Raw genomic sequence first — 18,129 nt, 5'->3', positions numbered from 1 at the left:
CTTCGCACTAGCTTCGCGTCGCCGCCCCCGCCCGCGGAGCCCGGAGTCACCCGGGCCCAATACCAGACACCCACGTTCCACCACCTGTTTCACGTTTTCCGCCCCGTCACTTCCCCCAGTGCGCTATAATCAAACCATAGGAGTTGATTGATTTGGCAAAGAAGAAACAACGCGAGGCACGGCACCAGGCCATTGTGGATATGAACGACTTTCTGTTCAGTTATGCCCACAAGACACTGCCGGATGTGCCACTGGACCAGTTGGCGGGCAAGCTGATCAGTGCGGCAGAACCGGACCTGCATGGCCTGGACAGCCTGTTTCATGATAACGGCATCGGCCGTGAGGATAATTTCTACGCGATTGGCTTGGGCTTCGTGAAAGATTACTACGATATTGGCGGAGAACAAGCAACCCAGGAAACGGACAAGCTGGCTCAGGAAGCACTGGCTTACCTTAAGGGGCACAGCGCCGATTTCGTCAGCTGGGAACATTGAGTCAACGCAAAAAGCACCGTCGGCTTCAGTACGAAGCGGCGATGCTTTTTTCTTGCTAAAGATTACTGGGCGTAGTGCTTGGCCAGGTCGTTGTAATCCTGGGTCCAGATGATGGCCATGGCGCCGCGCCCGGTGTGGACGCCGATGACGGGTCCAATAATGCTCTGGTCCACCGTCACTTGCGGAAATGACGACTGTAATTCTTGCACCCATTCGGCCTTCATCTTCGGCTCGTCGGCGTCAAAAACCGTGACCCGCACCGGGTAGGGGACGTCTTGGATGGCTGCGCCGAAGTCCTTCTTGATGTGCTCGAACGCCTTCTTGGCCTGGCGCTCCTTAGCGATGGCGGTAATCTTGCCTTCGCCCTGAATATCGATGGTCAGGATCGGCTTGACCTTGAGCAGCCCGCCGATGGTCGCCGAGACACCGCTGAGCCGGCCGGTGCGGCGCAGGTGCCCCAGGTCGTCCACCATGAAGCGGACACCCATGCGGCTGCGCATGACTTCCAGGCCCTGCACGACGGTGTCCAAGTCATTGCCTTGTTCCAGCATCGTCGCGGCCAGCAGGTCCATGTAACGCAGACCGGCGCAAGTGATGTGGGAATCATAGGTGACGATTTTGATCGTCTGGAAGTGCGCCGCGAAGCCCCGCAGATTTTCCACGAAGGAAGAAATCCCGGAAGAAAGAACGATGCACAGCACATTGTCGTAGCCTTCGTCCGCGAGTTTCTTAAAAGTGGCTTCCATTTCTCCCAAAGCGGGGAAGGAGGAGGTCGGTTGGACGGGGTCCTTGACCAAGCGGTCGTAGAAGTCGTGGAACGAAATGTCGATCAAATCCCGGTACGTGTTTTCTCCCCAGTGAATCGTGACGGGCACCACGGTGATGTGGTGGGCGGCCGCTTCCGCTGGTGTGAGGTAGGCGGTCGAATCGGTAACGATAGCTGTTTTCATGAATTAAGCCCCTTACAAATTGTGAATGATAGCGTCTTATCCTCTTGATTCTACCATGCCGACAGATGAAAGAAATGGCAAAAGGTCCTTGACTTACTTAAAGTAAGCATGATAAGGTAAATTCAACGCTAAAAACAAGGTGGTAAACAATTTGAATGATCAAGTCGTAACAGCATTGCAGCAACGCCGCTCCATCTACCAACTGGGTAAGAATGTCCGCCAAGACCCGGCTGACATCGTTAAGCTGGCCGAGGACATCATCATGGAATCGCCCACGGCCTTCAACGGCCAGACTGTCCGGGCCATCTTCCTGTTCGGCGCCCACCATGCCAAGCTGTGGGACATGACCGGCGCTCGCCTGAAGAGCGAAGTCCCGACGGAAGAGGCCTATCAGCGCACCCTGGCCAAGATCAACGGCTTCAAGGCGGCTTTTGGGACGATTTTGTTCTTCCGGGATCAGGCCATCGTCACCCAGATGGAGAACGACTTTGCCCTCTACGCCGACAATTTCCACGACTGGGCCGAGCAGGGCTTGGGCGGGGCCCAGCAGGCCATTTGGACCGCCTTTGCCCAAAATGGCATCGGCGCCAACCTGCAACACTATAATCCCTTGATCGACGAACTCGTACAGCAAGAATTCAAGACGCCGGTGAACTGGATCCTGCGCGCCCAGATGCCCTTCGGTTCCATTGAAGGGGACGCGGGCGAGAAAGACTATCTGCCCCGGGAAGACCGGTTCAAGACGTTCAATTAACTCAGAATCGCTCCAGTATCCAAAATGTCCCTGCGGGGGCATTTTTTTATTGGTCGGGGATCAGCGCCGCTGCCGAGCCAGGGCTTGCTGGGCCAAGGCATGGGCCTGATGCGTTTCCTTCTCCGGTACCCACTGGGGCAGGACCAGCTTGAAGCGGTCGGTGAGGGCGAGCAGGGCCGCCAGATCTTCCGCGTAGCCATGGCTGTACCGTTTGGTCAGCGCGGCCACCACCGCCTTGGAATCCGTGGTAAACTGAATGATGTCGTCTGTTTGGCCGTTATCGTTCAGGATTTGGAAGCCGACCCGGGCCGCCGCAAACTCTGCGGCATGGTTGTCCGGTGCGCTGATGACCCGGCTGAGCTGCTTGGTATCTCGGCCTTTCTGCCAGATGATGCCGGCCCCGGCCAGGCCATCAGGGGCGAAGGCCCCGTCGGTTTGTAACCGAATCATTACTGAAAATCACCTGCCTTACGGTATACTGTACTATGTATCTTATCACGGAAGGCGGGAGCCATTGTGGCGACGACGCAAAAACGGAATAAGCTGTACTACCAGCCCGGCATCCCGGGAGCGCTGATCTACTGGTCTTTGACGATCGGTATCATCCTGCTGGGCTGCATCTGGGAGATGGAGTCGGCCACCTTTCACTGGTGGGCACTCATCCTCTGGGTACCGGGGGCAGCCCTGGCCGTCTATGGCCTGCTGGGAAACACGGTCACGCTCACTCCTGATGGTCAAGGGGTGCGGTTAAATCGGGTTTTCTGGCTGAGGCCGAAGGAAATCCGCTTCGCGAACACGGCCCGAGTGGAGACCACGCGGGTGACCCGGACGATTCAGTACAAGCACCCGCGGTACATGCGCCACGAATTGGTTTTCTTCAAGAAAGACCGGGTGCGCTTCGACACGTGGACGGCGGCGGTACCGCATATCGCGCGGTTGACGGACCCCGCTGAAAAACAATCAGAACATTAGAAGGGAACGATGTTGTGTGACAACTGACTTGGCGATTGCACAAGAAAACGAGCAGCACGAGATCAAACCAATCACGGAAATTGCCCAGCAAGTGGGCCTCTCCGCAGATGATATTGAAGTCTACGGGAAATATAAGGCTAAATTGTCCTATGCGGCGATGAACCGTCTGCAACAGCAAAAGCAGGGCAAGCTGGTCCTGGTCACCTCGATCAACCCCACGCCGGCTGGGGAGGGCAAGTCCACGGTGACCATCGGTTTGGGCGATGCCTTGAACATGATCGGTAAGAAAGCCACGATTGCTCTGCGCGAACCGAGTCTCGGCCCGGTCATGGGCATCAAGGGCGGCGCCACCGGCGGCGGTTACGCGCAAGCGGTCCCGATGGAGGACATCAACCTGCACTTCACCGGCGACATGCACGCCCTGACCACCGCCAATGACACACTGGCGGCGCTGATCGACAACCACTTGCAGCAGGGGAACGAACTGAATATCGACCCCCGCCGTATTCAGTGGAAACGGGCCCTGGACATTAACGACCGGGCTTTGCGCAACGTTGTCATCGGCCTGGGCGGCCACGCCAATGGTATTCCCCGGGAGGACGGGTTTGATATTACCGTGGCTTCCGAATTGATGGCAATTTTGTGTTTGGCAGATTCACTGGCCGACATGAAGGAGCGCATCGGCCGCATCGTCATCGGCTACACCTATGACCGCAAGCCTGTCACGGTCGCTGACCTGGGCGTCGCCGGGGCGATCACCATGCTGCTTAAGGACGCCATTAAGCCCAACTTGGTGCAGAGTCTGGCCCACACGCCAACCTTCATCCACGGCGGTCCGTTCGCCAATATTGCCCACGGGGCCAACAGTATCCTGGCCACGCGTGCGGCCTTAGGCACTGGCAAAATTGCCGTCACCGAAGCCGGCTTCGGCGCCGACCTGGGCGGGGAGAAATTCATGGACATCACGGCCCCAGCCATCGGTCACCTGCCGGATGCGGTGGTCATCGTCGCCACGATTCGCGCGTTGAAGTACAACGGCGGGGTCAAGCTGGCCGATTTAAAGACGCCGGATGTTGCTGCGTTAAAGTTAGGTTATGTTAACCTGCAGAAGCATATCCAGAATATGCAGCGTTACGGCCGGCCGGTTACCGTCGCCATCAATGTGTTCACCCAAGACAGTCAGGACGAGATTCAAACGCTGCAAGACCTGTGTGCCGCGGACGGGGTCAAGGCGTATCCGACCACGGTCTGGGCCGACGGCGGGGCCGGGGCCAAGGCCTTGGCGGAACATGTCGCCCAAATCGTGAACGCACCGACGGACTTCAAGCCGCTGTATACCAACAGCGACACGGTGGAAGAGAAGCTGGCAACGATTGCCCGGACGATTTATGGAGCCAAAGACGTCGCTTATACCGGCGAAGCCAAGCGCGACCTGCGCCAGATCAAGCGTAACGGCTGGACCGGCCTGCCCATCTGCGTCGCCAAGACCCAGTACTCGCTATCGGACAACGCCAAAGTCCTGGGGGCGCCCAGCGGCTTTACGCTGCACGTCCGCAATTTGGTCCCGAAGACCGGGGCCGGCTTCATCGTCGCCATGACCGGCGATATTTTGACAATGCCGGGCTTACCCAAGCATCCGGCCGCAATGGATATGGATGTGGATGAGAATGGCAAAATCACAGGTCTTTTCTAAACTCTGGTGGCTGTACAGCGCGGTCATTGTGGTGATCATACTGGCGGCCGATCAGCTGTTGAAGAAATGGATCGTCGCCAATGTGCCCTTGAACACCAGCCGCAAGCTGATCCCCGGGGTATTATCACTGGCCCATGTGCGCAACGATGGGGCGGCGTGGAGTATTCTGTCCGGCCGCCAGCCGTTCCTCATTGGTATCACTGTGGTGGCGCTGGCCATCCTCGCTTGGCTGCTGTTCCATTACCGTTACTCGGCCTTTCTGACCATCGGCATCAGTCTGATGATCGCCGGGGCCTTGGGCAACTTCATCGACCGGCTGCGGCAAGGGTACGTGGTGGATATGTTCCAACTGGACTTCATCGACTTTCCCATCGCCAACGTGGCGGATGTGGCCATGACGGTGGGCGTCGCCTTGCTGTTCATCTATTTGCTCTTCCTGGATAAGGGGAAAACGGCATGAGCGCCGAACTAACGTGGACCGTCACCGCCGCCGGCAGCCGGCAGCGTATCGACAAGGCGCTGGCAGTAGCCTTCGCCGATCAAGACGTGACCCGCTCCCAGATTCAAAAATGGATCAAAGAGGGCCGGGTGACGGCCGCCGGGCAGCCGGTGAACGGGAAAGAAAAGCTGCCAGCGGGCACGCCCATCGTCCTGACGCCGCCGGACCCGGAACCGATCGCTGCCCAGCCGGAAGACATTCCCTTGGACATCGTGTACGAGGACGATGACGTTATCGTCGTTAACAAGCCCCAGGGCATGGTCGTCCACCCAGCCCCTGGGCACCACCACGGCACGCTGGTCAACGCCTTGCTCGCCCACGGGCAGCTGGCCACCATCAACGGGGCCATTCGCCCCGGCATCGTCCACCGTATCGACAAGGACACGTCCGGCCTCTTAATGGTCGCCAAGAACGACCGCGCCCAACAGAGCCTTACCGCCCAACTGAAGGCGCATAAGAACGACCGCAAGTACCTGGCCATCGTCCACGGGGTGATCAAGGAAGACGCGGGGACCGTTGACGCCCCCATCGCCCGGAACCCGAAGGACAGAAAGAAAATGGCCGTCGTGATCGACGGCCGCCGGGCGGTGACACACTTCAAGGTGCTGCGCCGCTTCAAGCATTACACGTATATTCAAGCCATCTTGGAGACGGGCCGAACCCACCAGATCCGGGTGCACATGGCCTACATCGGCCACCCCGTCGCCGGCGACCCGCTCTATGGCCCGCCGAAGACATTACCTGGGAACGGACAGTTTCTCCACGCGGCCACGCTGAGTTTGACCCAGCCGACGACGGGGAAAGAGCTGACCTTCTCAGTGGCACCGCCGGAAAACTTCCGGAAGATGCTGACATGGCTGACAGAAAATGACTAAACCAAACCGGGCCGCCATTCACTCTGCACGACGTACAGTGAATGACGATCCGGTTTTTTTTAATGTCGAAATTTGCCGCTGACGCGAAAACAGGAATGTATTACTGGTGTTTTTCCCCGCGCCGTTTTTTGGCGAGCCCAGCAATTGCTTCCTGGACGGCTACGATGGCGCCGATGGCCAAAAACAGTTCCAGCAACCACATCATGGTCTAGGGGAGCAGCAGGACCGTGAACAGCATTGACAACCCCGCCCCCTTTCCGTATGCTGTACCTAGCATTCCTTTAACCTGGCCCTGTGAGACTAGGAAGGTAACTCGGCATTGGCCCTCTATTCTCACGGAATAGGGGGCCTTTCTCTCTGCTTAAGGAAAGCCAAACGAAGCGAAGGAAGGAACAACAGCATGTCAGAAAATAAAGAAATCGTCGACGCCCAAGCCATGACCCGGGCCTTGACACGAATCACGTACGAAATTATTGAGCAAAACCACGGGGTCGATGACCTGGTCCTGGTGGGTATCAAAACCCGCGGCATCTACCTGGCCCAGCGGATCGCTTCCCGGCTGAAACAGCTGGAGCACGTGGATGTGCCGGTGGGGGACTTGGATATTACCAACTACCGGGACGACCGCGGCCGGCGCACGGGTCAAGATCCGGATGTCACGGCCACCGAAGTGGGCTTCCCCATCAACGGCCAGAACGTCATTCTGGTCGACGATGTGCTCTACACCGGCCGGACGATTCGGGCGGCGTTGGACGCCTTAATGGACTTGGGCCGGCCGAAGAAGATCGGCTTGGCCGTACTGGTGGACCGCGGACACCGCGAACTGCCGATTCGCGCGGACTTCGTGGGCAAGAACATCCCCACAGCCTTGGATGAACACATCCAGGTGCGGGTAAAAGAAATCGACGGCAGCGATGGCGTGGCCATCGTCCAAGATTAGCGAAGGGGCAGGGGAGACCATGGCAGAAAAAGAGACCTACCATAACGATGACGTTGTCTTAGACATCCACGATAAACCGCCCTTCGGCCACTGGGTCGGGTTGTCCATCCAGCACCTGTTCGCGATGTTCGGCTCCACCGTCCTGGTACCCATCCTGGTCGGTTTGGATCCGGGAATTGCCCTGTTTTCTTCCGGTGTCGGGACACTGCTGCACATCATGATCACAAAGCGGCGCATCCCGGCCTACATGGGGTCGTCCTTCGCCTTCATCGTACCGATGGTGGCCTTGATGAAGACCGCTGGTTATCCCGCCATTGCCCAAGGGACCGTGGCCGTGGGTCTGGTATACTTGGTGGTGGCCGCCATCGTCTATTTCATGGGCTCCGGCTGGATCGATAAGGCGTTGCCGCCAATCGTCGTCGGCCCCATCGTGATGGCCATCGGCTTGTCATTGGCCGCCACCGCCGCTTCCGACGCCACGATGAACGGCAAAGCCTACGATTGGCGCTTCTTCGTTGTGGGTATGCTGACGGCGCTGATTACGGTCGCCTTCAACATGTACCTGAAGGGCTTTGCCAACCAGATCGCCATCCTACTGGGCATCATCGCTGGCTACGTGATTGCCGTGCTGTTCGGCATCGTCGATTTCTCCGGCGTGCTCAGTGCGCCTTGGTTCAAGCTGCCGAACTTCGAGATCCCCTTCGTTCAGTACCAGCCCAGCTGGCACCTGGATGCCGTCTTGAGCATGGCGCCCATTGCCTTCGTCACCATGACCGAGCACATGGGCCACATCATGGTCTTGAACGGCTTGACCCACCGGAACTTCTTCAAGAATCCCGGTCTGCACCGGACCCTCAGCGGTGACGGGGTGGCCTCTATCGCCGCCGGCTTGCTCGGCGGCCCGCCCGTGACCAGTTACGGCGAGAACATCGGGGTGATGGCCATCACTAAGGTCCATTCGGTGTATGTCCTGATTGGGGCCGGCATCTTTGCTATCCTCTTCAGTTTCATCGGCAAGCTGGCCGCCTTGATTGAGAGCATTCCCAGTCCGGTCATCGGCGGGATCTCATTCCTGCTGTTCGGGGTCATCGCGTCCAGCGGTCTGCGGGTGCTGATCGACAACCACGTGGACTTCGACAAGAAGCGCAACCTGATGATTGCCTCGCTGGTGCTGGTCATCGGTATCGGCAACGCCCACCTGCAGCTGACCACCAGCAACGGCGTCCTGGACTTCTCCGGGATTGCCATCGCCACGGTCCTCGGTATCCTATTGAACCTCATTCTGCCCGACCAGGCCCGCAGCGAACGGGCCCTGGCGGAGGAGAAGGCGCAGAAGAAAGAAAGGTAACGCACTATGAAACGGTATCTCATCCTTGAAGACGGTTCTTACTTTCCGGGCACCGGGTTCGGCGCACCGGTGATCACCACGGGGGAGGCCGTCCTAAATTCCGGGAACGGGGATTATACGGCGACCATTACAGACGCGGCTAACTTCGGCCAAATCATTGCCTTCACCGATCCGGTGATCGGCAACGTGGGCATCAACCAAGAAGATATTCAAAGCCTGCTGCCGAAGATTCGCGGCGTCGTCGCCCGCAACATCACGGCGGCACCGCATTCCCGCTACGCCCAGTTCAACTTGGATGACTACCTGAAGCGGCACAAGATCCCCGGGATCACCGGGGTGGACACGGCGGCGCTGAGCCGGACGCTGTTAGCTAAGGGGCCGCTGAAAGCCAGTTTCATGGATACGGCGGATGAACATGCCTTTGATCAGATCCGGGCCTTGGTGTTGCCTCGGGACCAAGTGAAGCAGGTCTCGACCAAGCAGCCTTACGCCAGCCCCAATATCGGCCAGGACATTCTGGTCGTCGATCTGGGCGTGCGCCACGCGCTGCTGCGGGAGTTGTCCCGGCGCGATTGCAACTTAACGATCGTCCCCTACAACACCGATGCCGACGCCATTCTGGGGTTCGCCCCGGATGCCGTCGTCTTCACCAGCGGCCCCGGGAACCCGAATGACGTGCTGCCCGTGGCCGAGACGATCAAGCAGCTGCAGGGCCACGTGCCGATTTTGGGCATTGGTTTGGGCGGCCAGCTGATTGCACTGGCCAACGGGGCCAAGACTGCCCTGACCGAAGCCAACCACCGGGGCGGGCCGTTCCCCGTGCGGGAGATTGCCACGGGCAGCATCTGGCAGACGATGCAGAACCACAGTTACGCCATCGACCGGGCGAGCGTCGCGGACACCCCGCTGATCGTCACCCACGAAGACATTCGGGACCATAGTGTGGCGGGGATTCGGCACCGCCAGTATCCGGTCAGCGGGGTGCTTTTCTACCCCGAAGCCGATCCAGAACCAACGGATGCGACCCAACTGATCGATGAATTCATGGAGATGGTGGCAGTCACCAGTCATCCCCACGGGGAAGGAGTGATCAACGATGCCTAAAGTCTTAGTCTTGGGGTCCGGCCCCAACGTGCTCGGCCAGGGGGCGGAGTTCGACAAGGCCGGGGCAGCGGCGCTGGCGGCGCTGCACGCCGCCGGTTACGAGACCATCGTGGTCAACTCCAACCCGGCGACGGTGATGACCGACACCGCCAGTGCGGACCGGGTCTACATTGAACCGGTCACGCGCCAGTTCGTCAGCCAAATCATCCGCCAAGAGATGCCTGACGCCATTCTGGCGACGTTCGGCGGCCAGACGGCGCTGAACCTGGTCATGGAGCTGGCCAACGACGGCTTGCTGGCGGAACTGCACGTGCAAATGCTGGGGACGCCGTTGAACGCCATCGAGCAGACGGAGGACCGGGAGCTGTTCTACAACCTCCTGCGCAACCTCAACGAACCGGTGCCCCAAGCCACGGTGGTCGAGGCCCCGGCCGCCGCCGCCACCTTCGTTCAGCGGGTGGGCTGGCCGGTGATCGTGCGGCCGGCGTACACCCTGGGCGGCACCGGCGGCGGCATTGCCCACAACGACAAGGCCCTGGCCGCCTTCGTTCAGAACGGCATCACCTTGTCGCCCACCGGCCAAGTCGCCGTGGAACGCTCCATTGATGGTTTCCGAGAAATCGAAATCGAACTGGTCCGCGACCACGCCGATAACACCGCTGTGGTGGCGACGCTGGAGAACGTTGACCCCGTCGGCATCCATACCGGTGACTCCATGGTCGTGACCCCCGCCCAGACCCTCAGCCACACCGAGGCGACCCGTCTGCGGGAAGCGGCCATCAAGATCATCCGGGCGCTGGCCATCGAGGGTATCTGCGATGTTCAATTTGCCGTAGACCCGAACAGCGACGCGTATTACGTTATCGAAGTGAACCCGCGGCTGGGCCGCAGCGCGGTCTTAGCCGAAACGGCCACCGGCTACCCAGTTGCGCGCGTAGCGGCCCTGCTGGCGATCGGCCGCTCGTTGGCCGAGATTCCGCTCAGTCCGGAAGGGGCGGCCGCGCCGACGACCGCTGCCAGCGAACCGGTCTTGGATTACCTGGTGACCAAACTGCCCCGCTGGTCCTACCAAAGCATTGGGGCGGACCGGCGCATCGGCACCCAGATGAAGGCCAGCGGCGAAGTCGTCGCCTTCGGCCGCAGTTTGGAAGAAAGCATCCTCAAGGCCATGCGCAGTCTGACCTGGGACACCGACGACGAGTACTTGACCCGGGTCGCCCAATTTGACGATGACACGCTGGCCAGTCATCTGATCCATCCTGAAGACGACCGCTTATTTGCCATGCTGGAAGCGATGCACCGGGGGTACAGTGTGAGCGAAATCGCCGAATTGACGAAGATCCACCCTTACTTTTTGGAACGGCTGGCCAACATCGTTGCCATGATCAAGGCTGTGGCGGAGCATCCCGGCGATACGGAGACTCTGCTGGCGGCGAAACGGCTGGGCCTTTCTGACCGGCGCATCGGCGAATTGTGGTCCTTGCCGACCCGGCAGATTCGGGCGGTGCGTCTGGCCGCCGGCATCGTGCCGCATTACACGGTGTCCGGGACCAACGACGGCAACCGGTTCGGGCCGCCGAAGCTGTACTTCAGTACCTACGGTGAAGCGGGTCAGCAGACACCGATGAAGAAAGACGCCGTCCTGGTCATCGGCTCCGGGGCGTACCAGACCCGCCAAGGGCAGGAGTTCGATTACGGCACGGTGCACGCCTTGAACGCAATCCACCGCAGCGGCTATGCCGCGATCCTGATCAACTGCAACGCCCAGGCGGTCTCCACTGACCGGGACCATAGCGACCGGCTGTACTTTGAACCGCTGACGCTGGAGGACATCCTGAATGTTGTCGACGCCGAGCAGCCGGTGGGGGTCTTGACCCAGTTCGGCGGCAGCACCGCCGTCCGCTTCCAGGAAGCCCTCAGCGCGGCAGGCGTGCCGCTGTTCGACAGTCCGCTGACGGAGCTGCCGAAGCAGTCTCTCAAGGAACCATTGAAGCTGCGCGGCCGTATCCCCACGGACCCGGCCCACGTCGCGGCGGCGGCCGACCAGATCGGCTACCCGTTATGGATCAGTCCGTCGAAACGCCACTTTGCGGCCCACGCCCACTTCATTACCAGTGCGGAGGTCCTTCAGAACTTTCTCACCGGCGCCCACTTGCCGGCGGACCAGGTGATTCGCCTGCAGCCGTATACGGACGGGGCGACCTACGAGGTATTCGGCTTGAAGGACAGCACGGATGTGTACGTCGCCGGCATCGTGGAGCACTTGTGGGCCCAGAACGCTAACGTGGACCACATGCTGTCGGTGTTCCCGACCAATCATCTGTCCGCCAAGCAGCGCACCGCCCTCGGCCGGGTAGCAGAGACGGACATCGACCAGATGAACGTCCGCGGGGTCGTTCAAGTCACCTACATTTGGCAGCGGGATCACTTCCGCCGGCTCTATGTCCAGACCATTGGCGGCGGCTCGCTGCCATTCTTCGCCAAGGCCAGCGGCATTCCGCTGGTGGAACTGGCCACCCGTATCTTCCTGGGCAACACGCTGAAGGAGCTGCCGCTGCCAGAAATGACCCAGACCAAACGCCAAACCGTCTACGTTTGGGCACCGGTCTACTCCGTGGCGAAGCTCACGCAGCAAGCCGATGACTTGAACGTCACCACCTATCACACTGGAGAAGTGATGGGGAAGGCCGGCACCTTCGCCAAGGCCTACTACAAGACCCTGGCCGCCGGCAACAACCCGTTCCCCGACCACGGCAACATCCTCTTCACCGTAGCCGACAGCGACAAGGCCCAGGCACTTAAGCTGGCCCGCCGTTTCCGGGCCATCGGCTACCAGATCCAAGCGACGCCGCACACGGCTAACTACTTCCAGAAGCATCATCTGCCGATCCAGCGGATTCAAAATAAGCATGCGGTGGCTTTAAGCATGGCACCGGCCCACAACACGGACGGCCCGCAGGCCATCGTGTACACCAATGACCCCATGGACGCTGCGTCGATCCGGGACACCGTGCTCATCCGCAACGTCACCTTGGTGCAGGGCATTCCCCTATTCACGGAGCTGGATACGTTGGGCGCTTTGCTCAACGTGCTGGAGTCGCAACGGTTTGCGACGATTCCCCAGGGGGCGGAGCCGGAAGAGGACGAAGAAGAATAGGACAAAAAAAATAGCAAGTGACCGTCTCGACTAATCGAGGCAATCACTCGCTTTTTTGACGTTGTTAAACTTTCTCAGGCTTCCGGCGCCGGGCCAAAACGTCGCTTTCTTTCGGCGTGACGTACAGTGTCTGCTGGCCTTCATAGATGACGAATCCCGGCTTGGCCCCATTAGGCTTGTGGACTTTCTTCACCTCGACGGTGTCCACCGGCACGTTGCCAGACCCGCGCGCCTTGGAGTAATAGGCGGCAATCTCGGCCGCCTCCGTCAGGGTCTGGTCGCTGGGATCCGGACTGCGGACAATGACGTGGGAGCCAGGAATATTCTTCACGTGCAGCCAGTGGTCGGTCTTGGCCGCCTTATGCAGGGTCAGCTGGTCGTTTTGCAGGTTGTTCTTGCCGACCAGGATCTCGGTGCCGTCACTGGCGTAGAATTTGTCCGGTTTGCCCAGCGGGGTGTGCCGGTTCTTTTTCTTGCCCTTGGCCTGCTTCTCCCGCAAGTAGCCTTGCTGGGTCAGCTCGGTCTTGATGTCGCCCAAGTCGCCAGGGTCAGCGATTTGGATCTCGCTGAGGATATTCTCCAGGTAATCCACCTCGTCCTGGGCTTCTTTGATCTGGGTGTTTAAGTACTTGACGGCATTCTTGAGCTTTTGGTACTTGGTGAAGTACTTTTGAGCATTGCCGGCGGGAGAGAGCTGGTTAGAAAGGCTGATCTTCAGCGGCTTCCCGTCTTCATAGAAATTAGGCAGGGTGACGCTGGTCATGCCGCGCTTCACCTCGTGGAGGTAGCTGGTCAGCACCTCGCCCTTGATGCGGTAGGTGTCGGCCTTTTCCGTCGCGGCCAATTCCTGTTCCTGCTTCTTAAGCTTGTTTTTTTCCTTGTTCAGGTTGTTGTTCACTACCCGCAGCAAGTCGCTGGCCATCTGGTGCACGCGGTCGCGCTGGGCCTTGTCTCGATAATAATCATCGAGCAGGGCGGAGAGGCTGGCGGCGGTGTGCACAGGCTTGGTCGTCAGACTATACGGGAAGGGGGTGAACAGCGTTTTGCCCTGGTCGTTCTCGGCAATCGTCGGCTGCAGCTGATCGTCAGCCACGGGGCTGAAGAAATTGTTCCAGATAAAGCCCCACTGGTCGGTGGGCTTCCCCTGCAGCCGCGCGACCAGCTCGTTGGCGGTGTCGGCGCCCAGACCCTGGAAGGTGCTTTGCAGCAGCTTGCGGTCCAAAGAAGACGGGGTCACACCGCTCAGATCCGGTGTATTGGCCAACGGGTCGCGCCGGTCTTCGTGGGGCGGGGCCACGTACGTCGCACCGGGCATAAGCAGCCGGTAACGGTTCTGTTCGGGCGGCACGTGGCGGATCAGATCCAGGATCTTGCCGCCGTCTTTCTCCACTAACATGATATTCGAGTGGCGGCCCATCAGTTCCACTATGAGCAGCAATTCTTGGGTATCGCCCAGTTCGTTCCGGGACCGGAAGTGGATGTGTACCTGGCGGTCGCTTTCTACCTGACTGAGACCGGTGACCACACCGCCATCCAGGTACTTGCGCAGCGTCATGGCGAACTTCGTGGGCACGTCGGGATTGACGTAAGGAATATCGGTCACCTGGATGCGGGCGTATGTGGGGTGAGCAGACAGCAGGAGCGGATAGTTCTTGCGGTTAGCCCGGATCGTCAAGACGATCTCGTTTTCATAGGGTTGTTGAATTTTGGTAATTTTGCCAGGGACAATGGTCCGATTCAGCTCGTTGACCATTCCCCGGGTGAAGATGCCATCGAAGGACATGGTTCACCTGCTTTCTTAACGTACGATCATGGTAGTCGTCAAGTATCCATTATAGAGGAGGGGGCGGGACGCGACAACAGCCGCCTCTTCACGCCATCTTGCGGTACTGTTGCCAAACGTAAGCCAATGCCGCGAGGGCCACAGTATAGGCGAGTTGAATCAGGATGCTCAAAACGGCTTGGCCGTTCATCAGGGCCGCAAAATGGTTCAAAATGTTGAGACTGTCGCCAAAGGGCGGCAGCAGCCAGCTGACGGTCCGCCACCAGGCGTGGTCGGCCGCCACCGTGGGTGTGATGTAGCCGCACACCAGGACCAGGATCGTCAGGAGCACCGCCAAGTAGCGGTTGGCGACGGCGTGGCGGTTAAACACATTGGCCACCGCCATGCCGGGCAGGGCGCTGACCCAGAGGAAGAGAAAGCCGATAACAAAGTGCCCCGCGGTCAGCCGTTCGAAGAAGAACGGGGTGCCCGGCAGCAGCCAGCGGGCCAGCGGAAAAAGCATCCCCAGGAGGCTGAAGCACCAGCGACCAAGACATAAAACAGCCACTTGACCCAGTACGGCGGCCACCAGGAATGGGCATGAACGATGGCGATGCTCAGGGCGGTGTCACTGATAATACTGTTGACGGCGAAAGCGACCCAGGCCATGAGCAGGGTCAGGACCAGCGCATTGGCGCCGATAGCCGTCGCAAAATACTGGGGACCAATCGCGAAGTTGGTGGTGAGAAAGACGACCCACAGCAGCAGCGGCAAGATGAGGTAGATACTGTGGGTGTAACGGTGGTAGAAAAACAGCAGGAGCCCTTTAGTTTTCACGGCGGACCTCCGTAATCGTGTACCCCCGGGCAAGCAATGCCGCCAGGGCGTGGTCGTGATCCGCGGCGGGGACGTTGATGACCGGGACGGACCAGCCATGGGGCAGCGGTTGCGCAGCAGCTGTCGGGGCAAACCGGATCCGGTACCGCGGGGCGGCGGCCGCTTGTTTGCTCAACACCCCGTCATGCAGGCGATAGACCGTGGTGCCCAGCTGCTGAATGACGGCAGGTTCTTGGGCGATGACGACCAAAGCGCCGCCTGCTGCCCGGTAGTTCTGCAGGTATTGGATGATCCGCGGCCGCGCGTCCTTGTCGATGCCGGACAGCGGCTCGTCCAGCAAAAGCAGCTGAGGCTGGCCTAACAGGGCTTGGATCAAGGCCGCCTTCTGCCGGTTACCCTTGGAGAGGTGGCGCAGCGGCGTTTCTAAGTAAGGCGTCAATTGGAATGTGTCCGCCAGTGTCCTGATCTGCTGACGCAGTACCTGGGCGGGCAGGGTGCTGATCATGCCGCATTCGGTGAGAAAGGTGCGGGTACTGACGGCTTCCAGCGGGAGACTATCAGGGCACCACTGCCAAACTAAACGGGGCGCAAACGTCACCTCGCCCCGCTGCGGCCGCAGCAGACCAGCGATGATCCGCACCAGGGTGGATTTGCCTGCCCCGTTCGCCCCGGTCAGAACGGCGGCTTCGCCCGCGGTGACCGTCAGCGACACGTCTTGCAATAAGGGCGTCCGGCCAAAGCGGTGGGTAACGTGGGAGACTGTCAAAATAGAAGCCAAAGCCTTGCCTTCTTTCATCTGCTTCCAGCATACCGCATGGCGATACCCAGCGGAGAACTTTCTCGTGCACCCGCCGCCAGAATGCGGTAGGATAATGCGCGTGAGGAGGAGTACACACATGAAGAAGTCGATTCGCTTAATCTCGTTATCGTTACTCGCCTTGTTAACTGCAGCCCCAATCATCACCCCCGCCGGTACCGTGATGGCAGTCACGGCGGCCACCACTGCCGCCACCGTAACCGCGCTGCCGGCCAACACCGTCATCGGTCTGAACCAGCCGGCCGTCTTGTATCAGGGATACGGTGCGGCCAAGAAAGCCACCGGCCGCACCTTGGCCGTGGGCACCGCTTGGAAGACCTGGGCGAAAGCCACGGCCGCCGGCACCAGCTGGTACGAAGTGGCCACCAACCAGTGGGTGGACGCCGCAGCCGTCGGCGCACTGCCCGCAACCAGCAGCCAATCCCTGCGCGGGGTAATCCAGATGAAAAATGATGAGCCGCTGTGGACCGGTCTCCAGGGCAGCTACGCTGGGCGCTGGCTGAGCAAAGGCAGCCGCTGGCAGATCTTTGCCCTGACCACCACCAGTGACGGCCAGAAGTGGTACTTGGTCGGCGGCAACCAGTGGGTCAACGCCAATGCGGCGACGGCCACGATCGACAATTCGGCGGCTCAGCAGAATGGCACGGCGTCTGTGGACAAGCTGAATAAGGCCGCCAACGACCAACTGTATGCCCGGCTGATGAGCGAGCAATTCAACGGCACCTTGCTGCTGGTGCGTAACGGTCAGGTCATCTTCCACGGGGCTTACGGCATGGCGGACGCGGCGGCAGCGCGGGCGAACACCGTCCAGTCGCTGTACCAAATCGCTTCTGTGGAGAAGTCCCTGACCGGCGTCCTCATTGCCCAAGCCGTGACCAACGGCCAGGTCAGTTACACCGACAATATTCATCAATACTTCGACAGTGTGCCGGCGGAGGATAACATTACCATCCGGGATCTGCTGGATATGCGGTCGGGTCTCTCCATGAATGACGACGCGCCTTCCGAGGTCCTCAGCGATGACGCGCTGATTCAGCGGGCCCTTTCTCAAATGTCCTATGACCCGAGCATGCACGGGGTATCGGATTACCAGGGCGTCAACTACAACTTGCTGGCGGGCATCCTGGAGCAGGTCACCGGCCAGAGTTACGAGAACTTGGTCCAAACGCGGCTGTTCGCGCCCCTGGGCCTCGGTGCTGACCAGGCCGGCTTCGTCTGGAACCTAGCCAGTCAGCCAAACCACACCGTCAGTTACGTCACCGAGACCGGGTACGACCAGACCGACGACGAGACGCTCGCCGACATGCGCCGCGAATTGGGCACCGGCAACATCTACATGACGTCGTTCGCCCTGTACAAGCTGGAGCAGGCCATCATGCAGGGCAAGATCATTAGCCAGAGTGCCCTGAACGACCTGTGGAACGCCACGGACGGCACGTATCGCGGCGGCATGTACAACGACAGTGACCACGTCTATTCCCACGGTGTGAAGGCCTCCAACGAGACCATCTTCTTGATGAGCCGGGACGGGAATACCGGCGTCGTGTACATCGATAACCGGGACTTCGACATTGACGATGCGGCCAGCCGCGGTGAGTGGTATTGGCAGTTTGTGAATAATGCCGGATTGAATTGAAGAAATGTGTTGAACAGAAAGGGGCCCCAGCCGTATGTCTCAGAAGAAAAAGAAACAACCCAACCCTTGGTTTACTGGCGCATTCGATGACGTCGATTTTGCCGCGATGATTGCGAAGGACGGCACCTTTGATGACTGGGGGACGTATCCGGGTGAGTCAGTTGATTGGTAGTTTTTGATCAGCGCGATCTGTGACGTTTGTCAAAATGACACGAGCGGTTAAAAATTACAAAAAAAGAGCAGAGCCCAAATCTAGGCTCATGCTCTTTTTTTGTCGTCAGACGTTAGTGA

Annotated in this window: 18 protein-coding genes; 12 read left to right on the top strand and 6 right to left on the bottom strand. The window is 59.6% G+C overall.

Annotated elements, in window-relative coordinates:
* Positions 1–152 precede the first annotated feature (152 nt).
* On the top strand, positions 153–494 hold the full coding sequence (locus L248_RS01550; protein WP_040534220.1) for a hypothetical protein: 342 nt from the start codon (positions 153–155) through the stop codon (positions 492–494).
* 62 nt (positions 495–556) lie between these two features.
* Here the strand turns inward: L248_RS01550 and L248_RS01545 are convergent, their stop codons facing one another.
* Positions 557–1,444, bottom strand: a complete 888-nt coding sequence (locus L248_RS01545) for a DegV family protein (RefSeq protein WP_022528282.1) — start codon at positions 1,442–1,444, stop codon at positions 557–559.
* Between the two features lie 151 nt (positions 1,445–1,595).
* Between L248_RS01545 and L248_RS01540 the strand changes: the two genes are divergently transcribed.
* Positions 1,596–2,198 carry a nitroreductase family protein gene (locus L248_RS01540; RefSeq protein ID WP_040534218.1) on the top strand — a complete coding sequence of 201 codons (603 nt, stop codon included), beginning with the start codon at positions 1,596–1,598 and terminating at the stop codon, positions 2,196–2,198.
* A gap of 60 nt (positions 2,199–2,258) precedes the next feature.
* Here the strand turns inward: L248_RS01540 and L248_RS01535 are convergent, their stop codons facing one another.
* Positions 2,259–2,648 carry a ribonuclease HI gene (locus L248_RS01535; RefSeq protein WP_022528280.1) on the bottom strand — a complete coding sequence of 130 codons (390 nt, stop codon included), beginning with the start codon at positions 2,646–2,648 and terminating at the stop codon, positions 2,259–2,261.
* Between the two features lie 66 nt (positions 2,649–2,714).
* Here L248_RS01535 and L248_RS01530 point away from each other — a divergent pair, with 66 nt between their 5' ends.
* The 8 genes from L248_RS01530 (at position 2,715) to L248_RS01495 (ending at position 12,786) form a co-directional block, all read left to right on the top strand.
* Positions 2,715–3,170: an EbsA family protein gene (locus tag L248_RS01530; RefSeq protein ID WP_022528279.1), complete on the top strand. Its 456-nt coding sequence runs from the start codon at positions 2,715–2,717 to the stop codon at positions 3,168–3,170.
* Positions 3,171–3,186: 16 nt separating this feature from the next.
* Positions 3,187–4,863, top strand: a complete 1,677-nt coding sequence (locus L248_RS01525) for a formate--tetrahydrofolate ligase (protein ID WP_022528278.1) — start codon at positions 3,187–3,189, stop codon at positions 4,861–4,863.
* Positions 4,838–5,323, top strand: a complete 486-nt coding sequence (gene lspA / locus L248_RS01520) for a signal peptidase II (protein WP_022528277.1) — start codon at positions 4,838–4,840, stop codon at positions 5,321–5,323. Before L248_RS01525 ends, lspA begins: the two co-directional genes overlap by 26 nt.
* A complete protein-coding gene (locus tag L248_RS01515; RefSeq protein ID WP_022528276.1) occupies positions 5,320–6,237 on the top strand; it encodes an RluA family pseudouridine synthase in 918 nt (305 codons plus the stop codon). Before lspA ends, L248_RS01515 begins: the two co-directional genes overlap by 4 nt.
* 400 nt (positions 6,238–6,637) lie before the next feature.
* Positions 6,638–7,177, top strand: coding sequence for a bifunctional pyr operon transcriptional regulator/uracil phosphoribosyltransferase PyrR (pyrR, locus tag L248_RS01510; RefSeq protein WP_022528274.1), 540 nt, complete (start codon positions 6,638–6,640; stop codon positions 7,175–7,177).
* 19 nt (positions 7,178–7,196) lie between these two features.
* On the top strand, positions 7,197–8,525 hold the full coding sequence (locus L248_RS01505) for a uracil-xanthine permease family protein (RefSeq protein ID WP_022528273.1): 1,329 nt from the start codon (positions 7,197–7,199) through the stop codon (positions 8,523–8,525).
* A 6-nt stretch (positions 8,526–8,531) separates the two neighbouring features.
* Entirely contained in the window at positions 8,532–9,629 is a 1,098-nt protein-coding gene (locus L248_RS01500; RefSeq protein ID WP_022528272.1) for a carbamoyl phosphate synthase small subunit, read from the top strand.
* Positions 9,622–12,786: a carbamoyl-phosphate synthase large subunit gene (locus tag L248_RS01495; protein ID WP_022528271.1), complete on the top strand. Its 3,165-nt coding sequence runs from the start codon at positions 9,622–9,624 to the stop codon at positions 12,784–12,786. Before L248_RS01500 ends, L248_RS01495 begins: the two co-directional genes overlap by 8 nt.
* Before the next feature lie 64 nt (positions 12,787–12,850).
* Here L248_RS01495 and L248_RS01490 read toward each other — a convergent pair whose 3' ends face one another.
* The 4 genes from L248_RS01490 to L248_RS01475 form a co-directional block, all read right to left on the bottom strand.
* Complete coding sequence (locus L248_RS01490) at positions 12,851–14,569, bottom strand: NFACT RNA binding domain-containing protein (RefSeq protein ID WP_022528270.1); 1,719 nt, start codon at positions 14,567–14,569, stop codon at positions 12,851–12,853.
* Positions 14,570–14,657: 88 nt separating this feature from the next.
* Positions 14,658–15,071 (bottom strand): ABC transporter permease, encoded by a 414-nt coding sequence (locus L248_RS01485; protein WP_040534216.1) that lies wholly within the window; start codon positions 15,069–15,071, stop codon positions 14,658–14,660.
* The gene (locus L248_RS01480) at positions 15,011–15,385 is read right to left on the bottom strand and encodes a hypothetical protein (protein WP_022528268.1); all 375 of its coding nucleotides are present in this window, start codon (positions 15,383–15,385) and stop codon (positions 15,011–15,013) included. Before L248_RS01480 ends, L248_RS01485 begins: the two co-directional genes overlap by 61 nt.
* Positions 15,375–16,163 (bottom strand): ABC transporter ATP-binding protein, encoded by a 789-nt coding sequence (locus L248_RS01475; protein ID WP_196811975.1) that lies wholly within the window; start codon positions 16,161–16,163, stop codon positions 15,375–15,377. Before L248_RS01475 ends, L248_RS01480 begins: the two co-directional genes overlap by 11 nt.
* Before the next feature lie 118 nt (positions 16,164–16,281).
* Here L248_RS01475 and L248_RS15015 point away from each other — a divergent pair, with 118 nt between their 5' ends.
* Positions 16,282–17,838, top strand: a complete 1,557-nt coding sequence (locus tag L248_RS15015; RefSeq protein ID WP_022528266.1) for a serine hydrolase domain-containing protein — start codon at positions 16,282–16,284, stop codon at positions 17,836–17,838.
* 34 nt (positions 17,839–17,872) lie between these two features.
* Positions 17,873–18,010 (top strand): hypothetical protein, encoded by a 138-nt coding sequence (locus L248_RS15720; RefSeq protein ID WP_022528265.1) that lies wholly within the window; start codon positions 17,873–17,875, stop codon positions 18,008–18,010.
* Positions 18,011–18,129 lie beyond the last annotated feature (119 nt).

The sequence above is a fragment of the Schleiferilactobacillus shenzhenensis LY-73 genome (assembly GCF_000469325.1).
GTDB lineage: Bacteria > Bacillota > Bacilli > Lactobacillales > Lactobacillaceae > Schleiferilactobacillus > Schleiferilactobacillus shenzhenensis.
The sequence above is the reverse complement of the archived record's forward strand: the minus strand, read 5'-3'. Positions and strand labels throughout refer to the sequence as shown.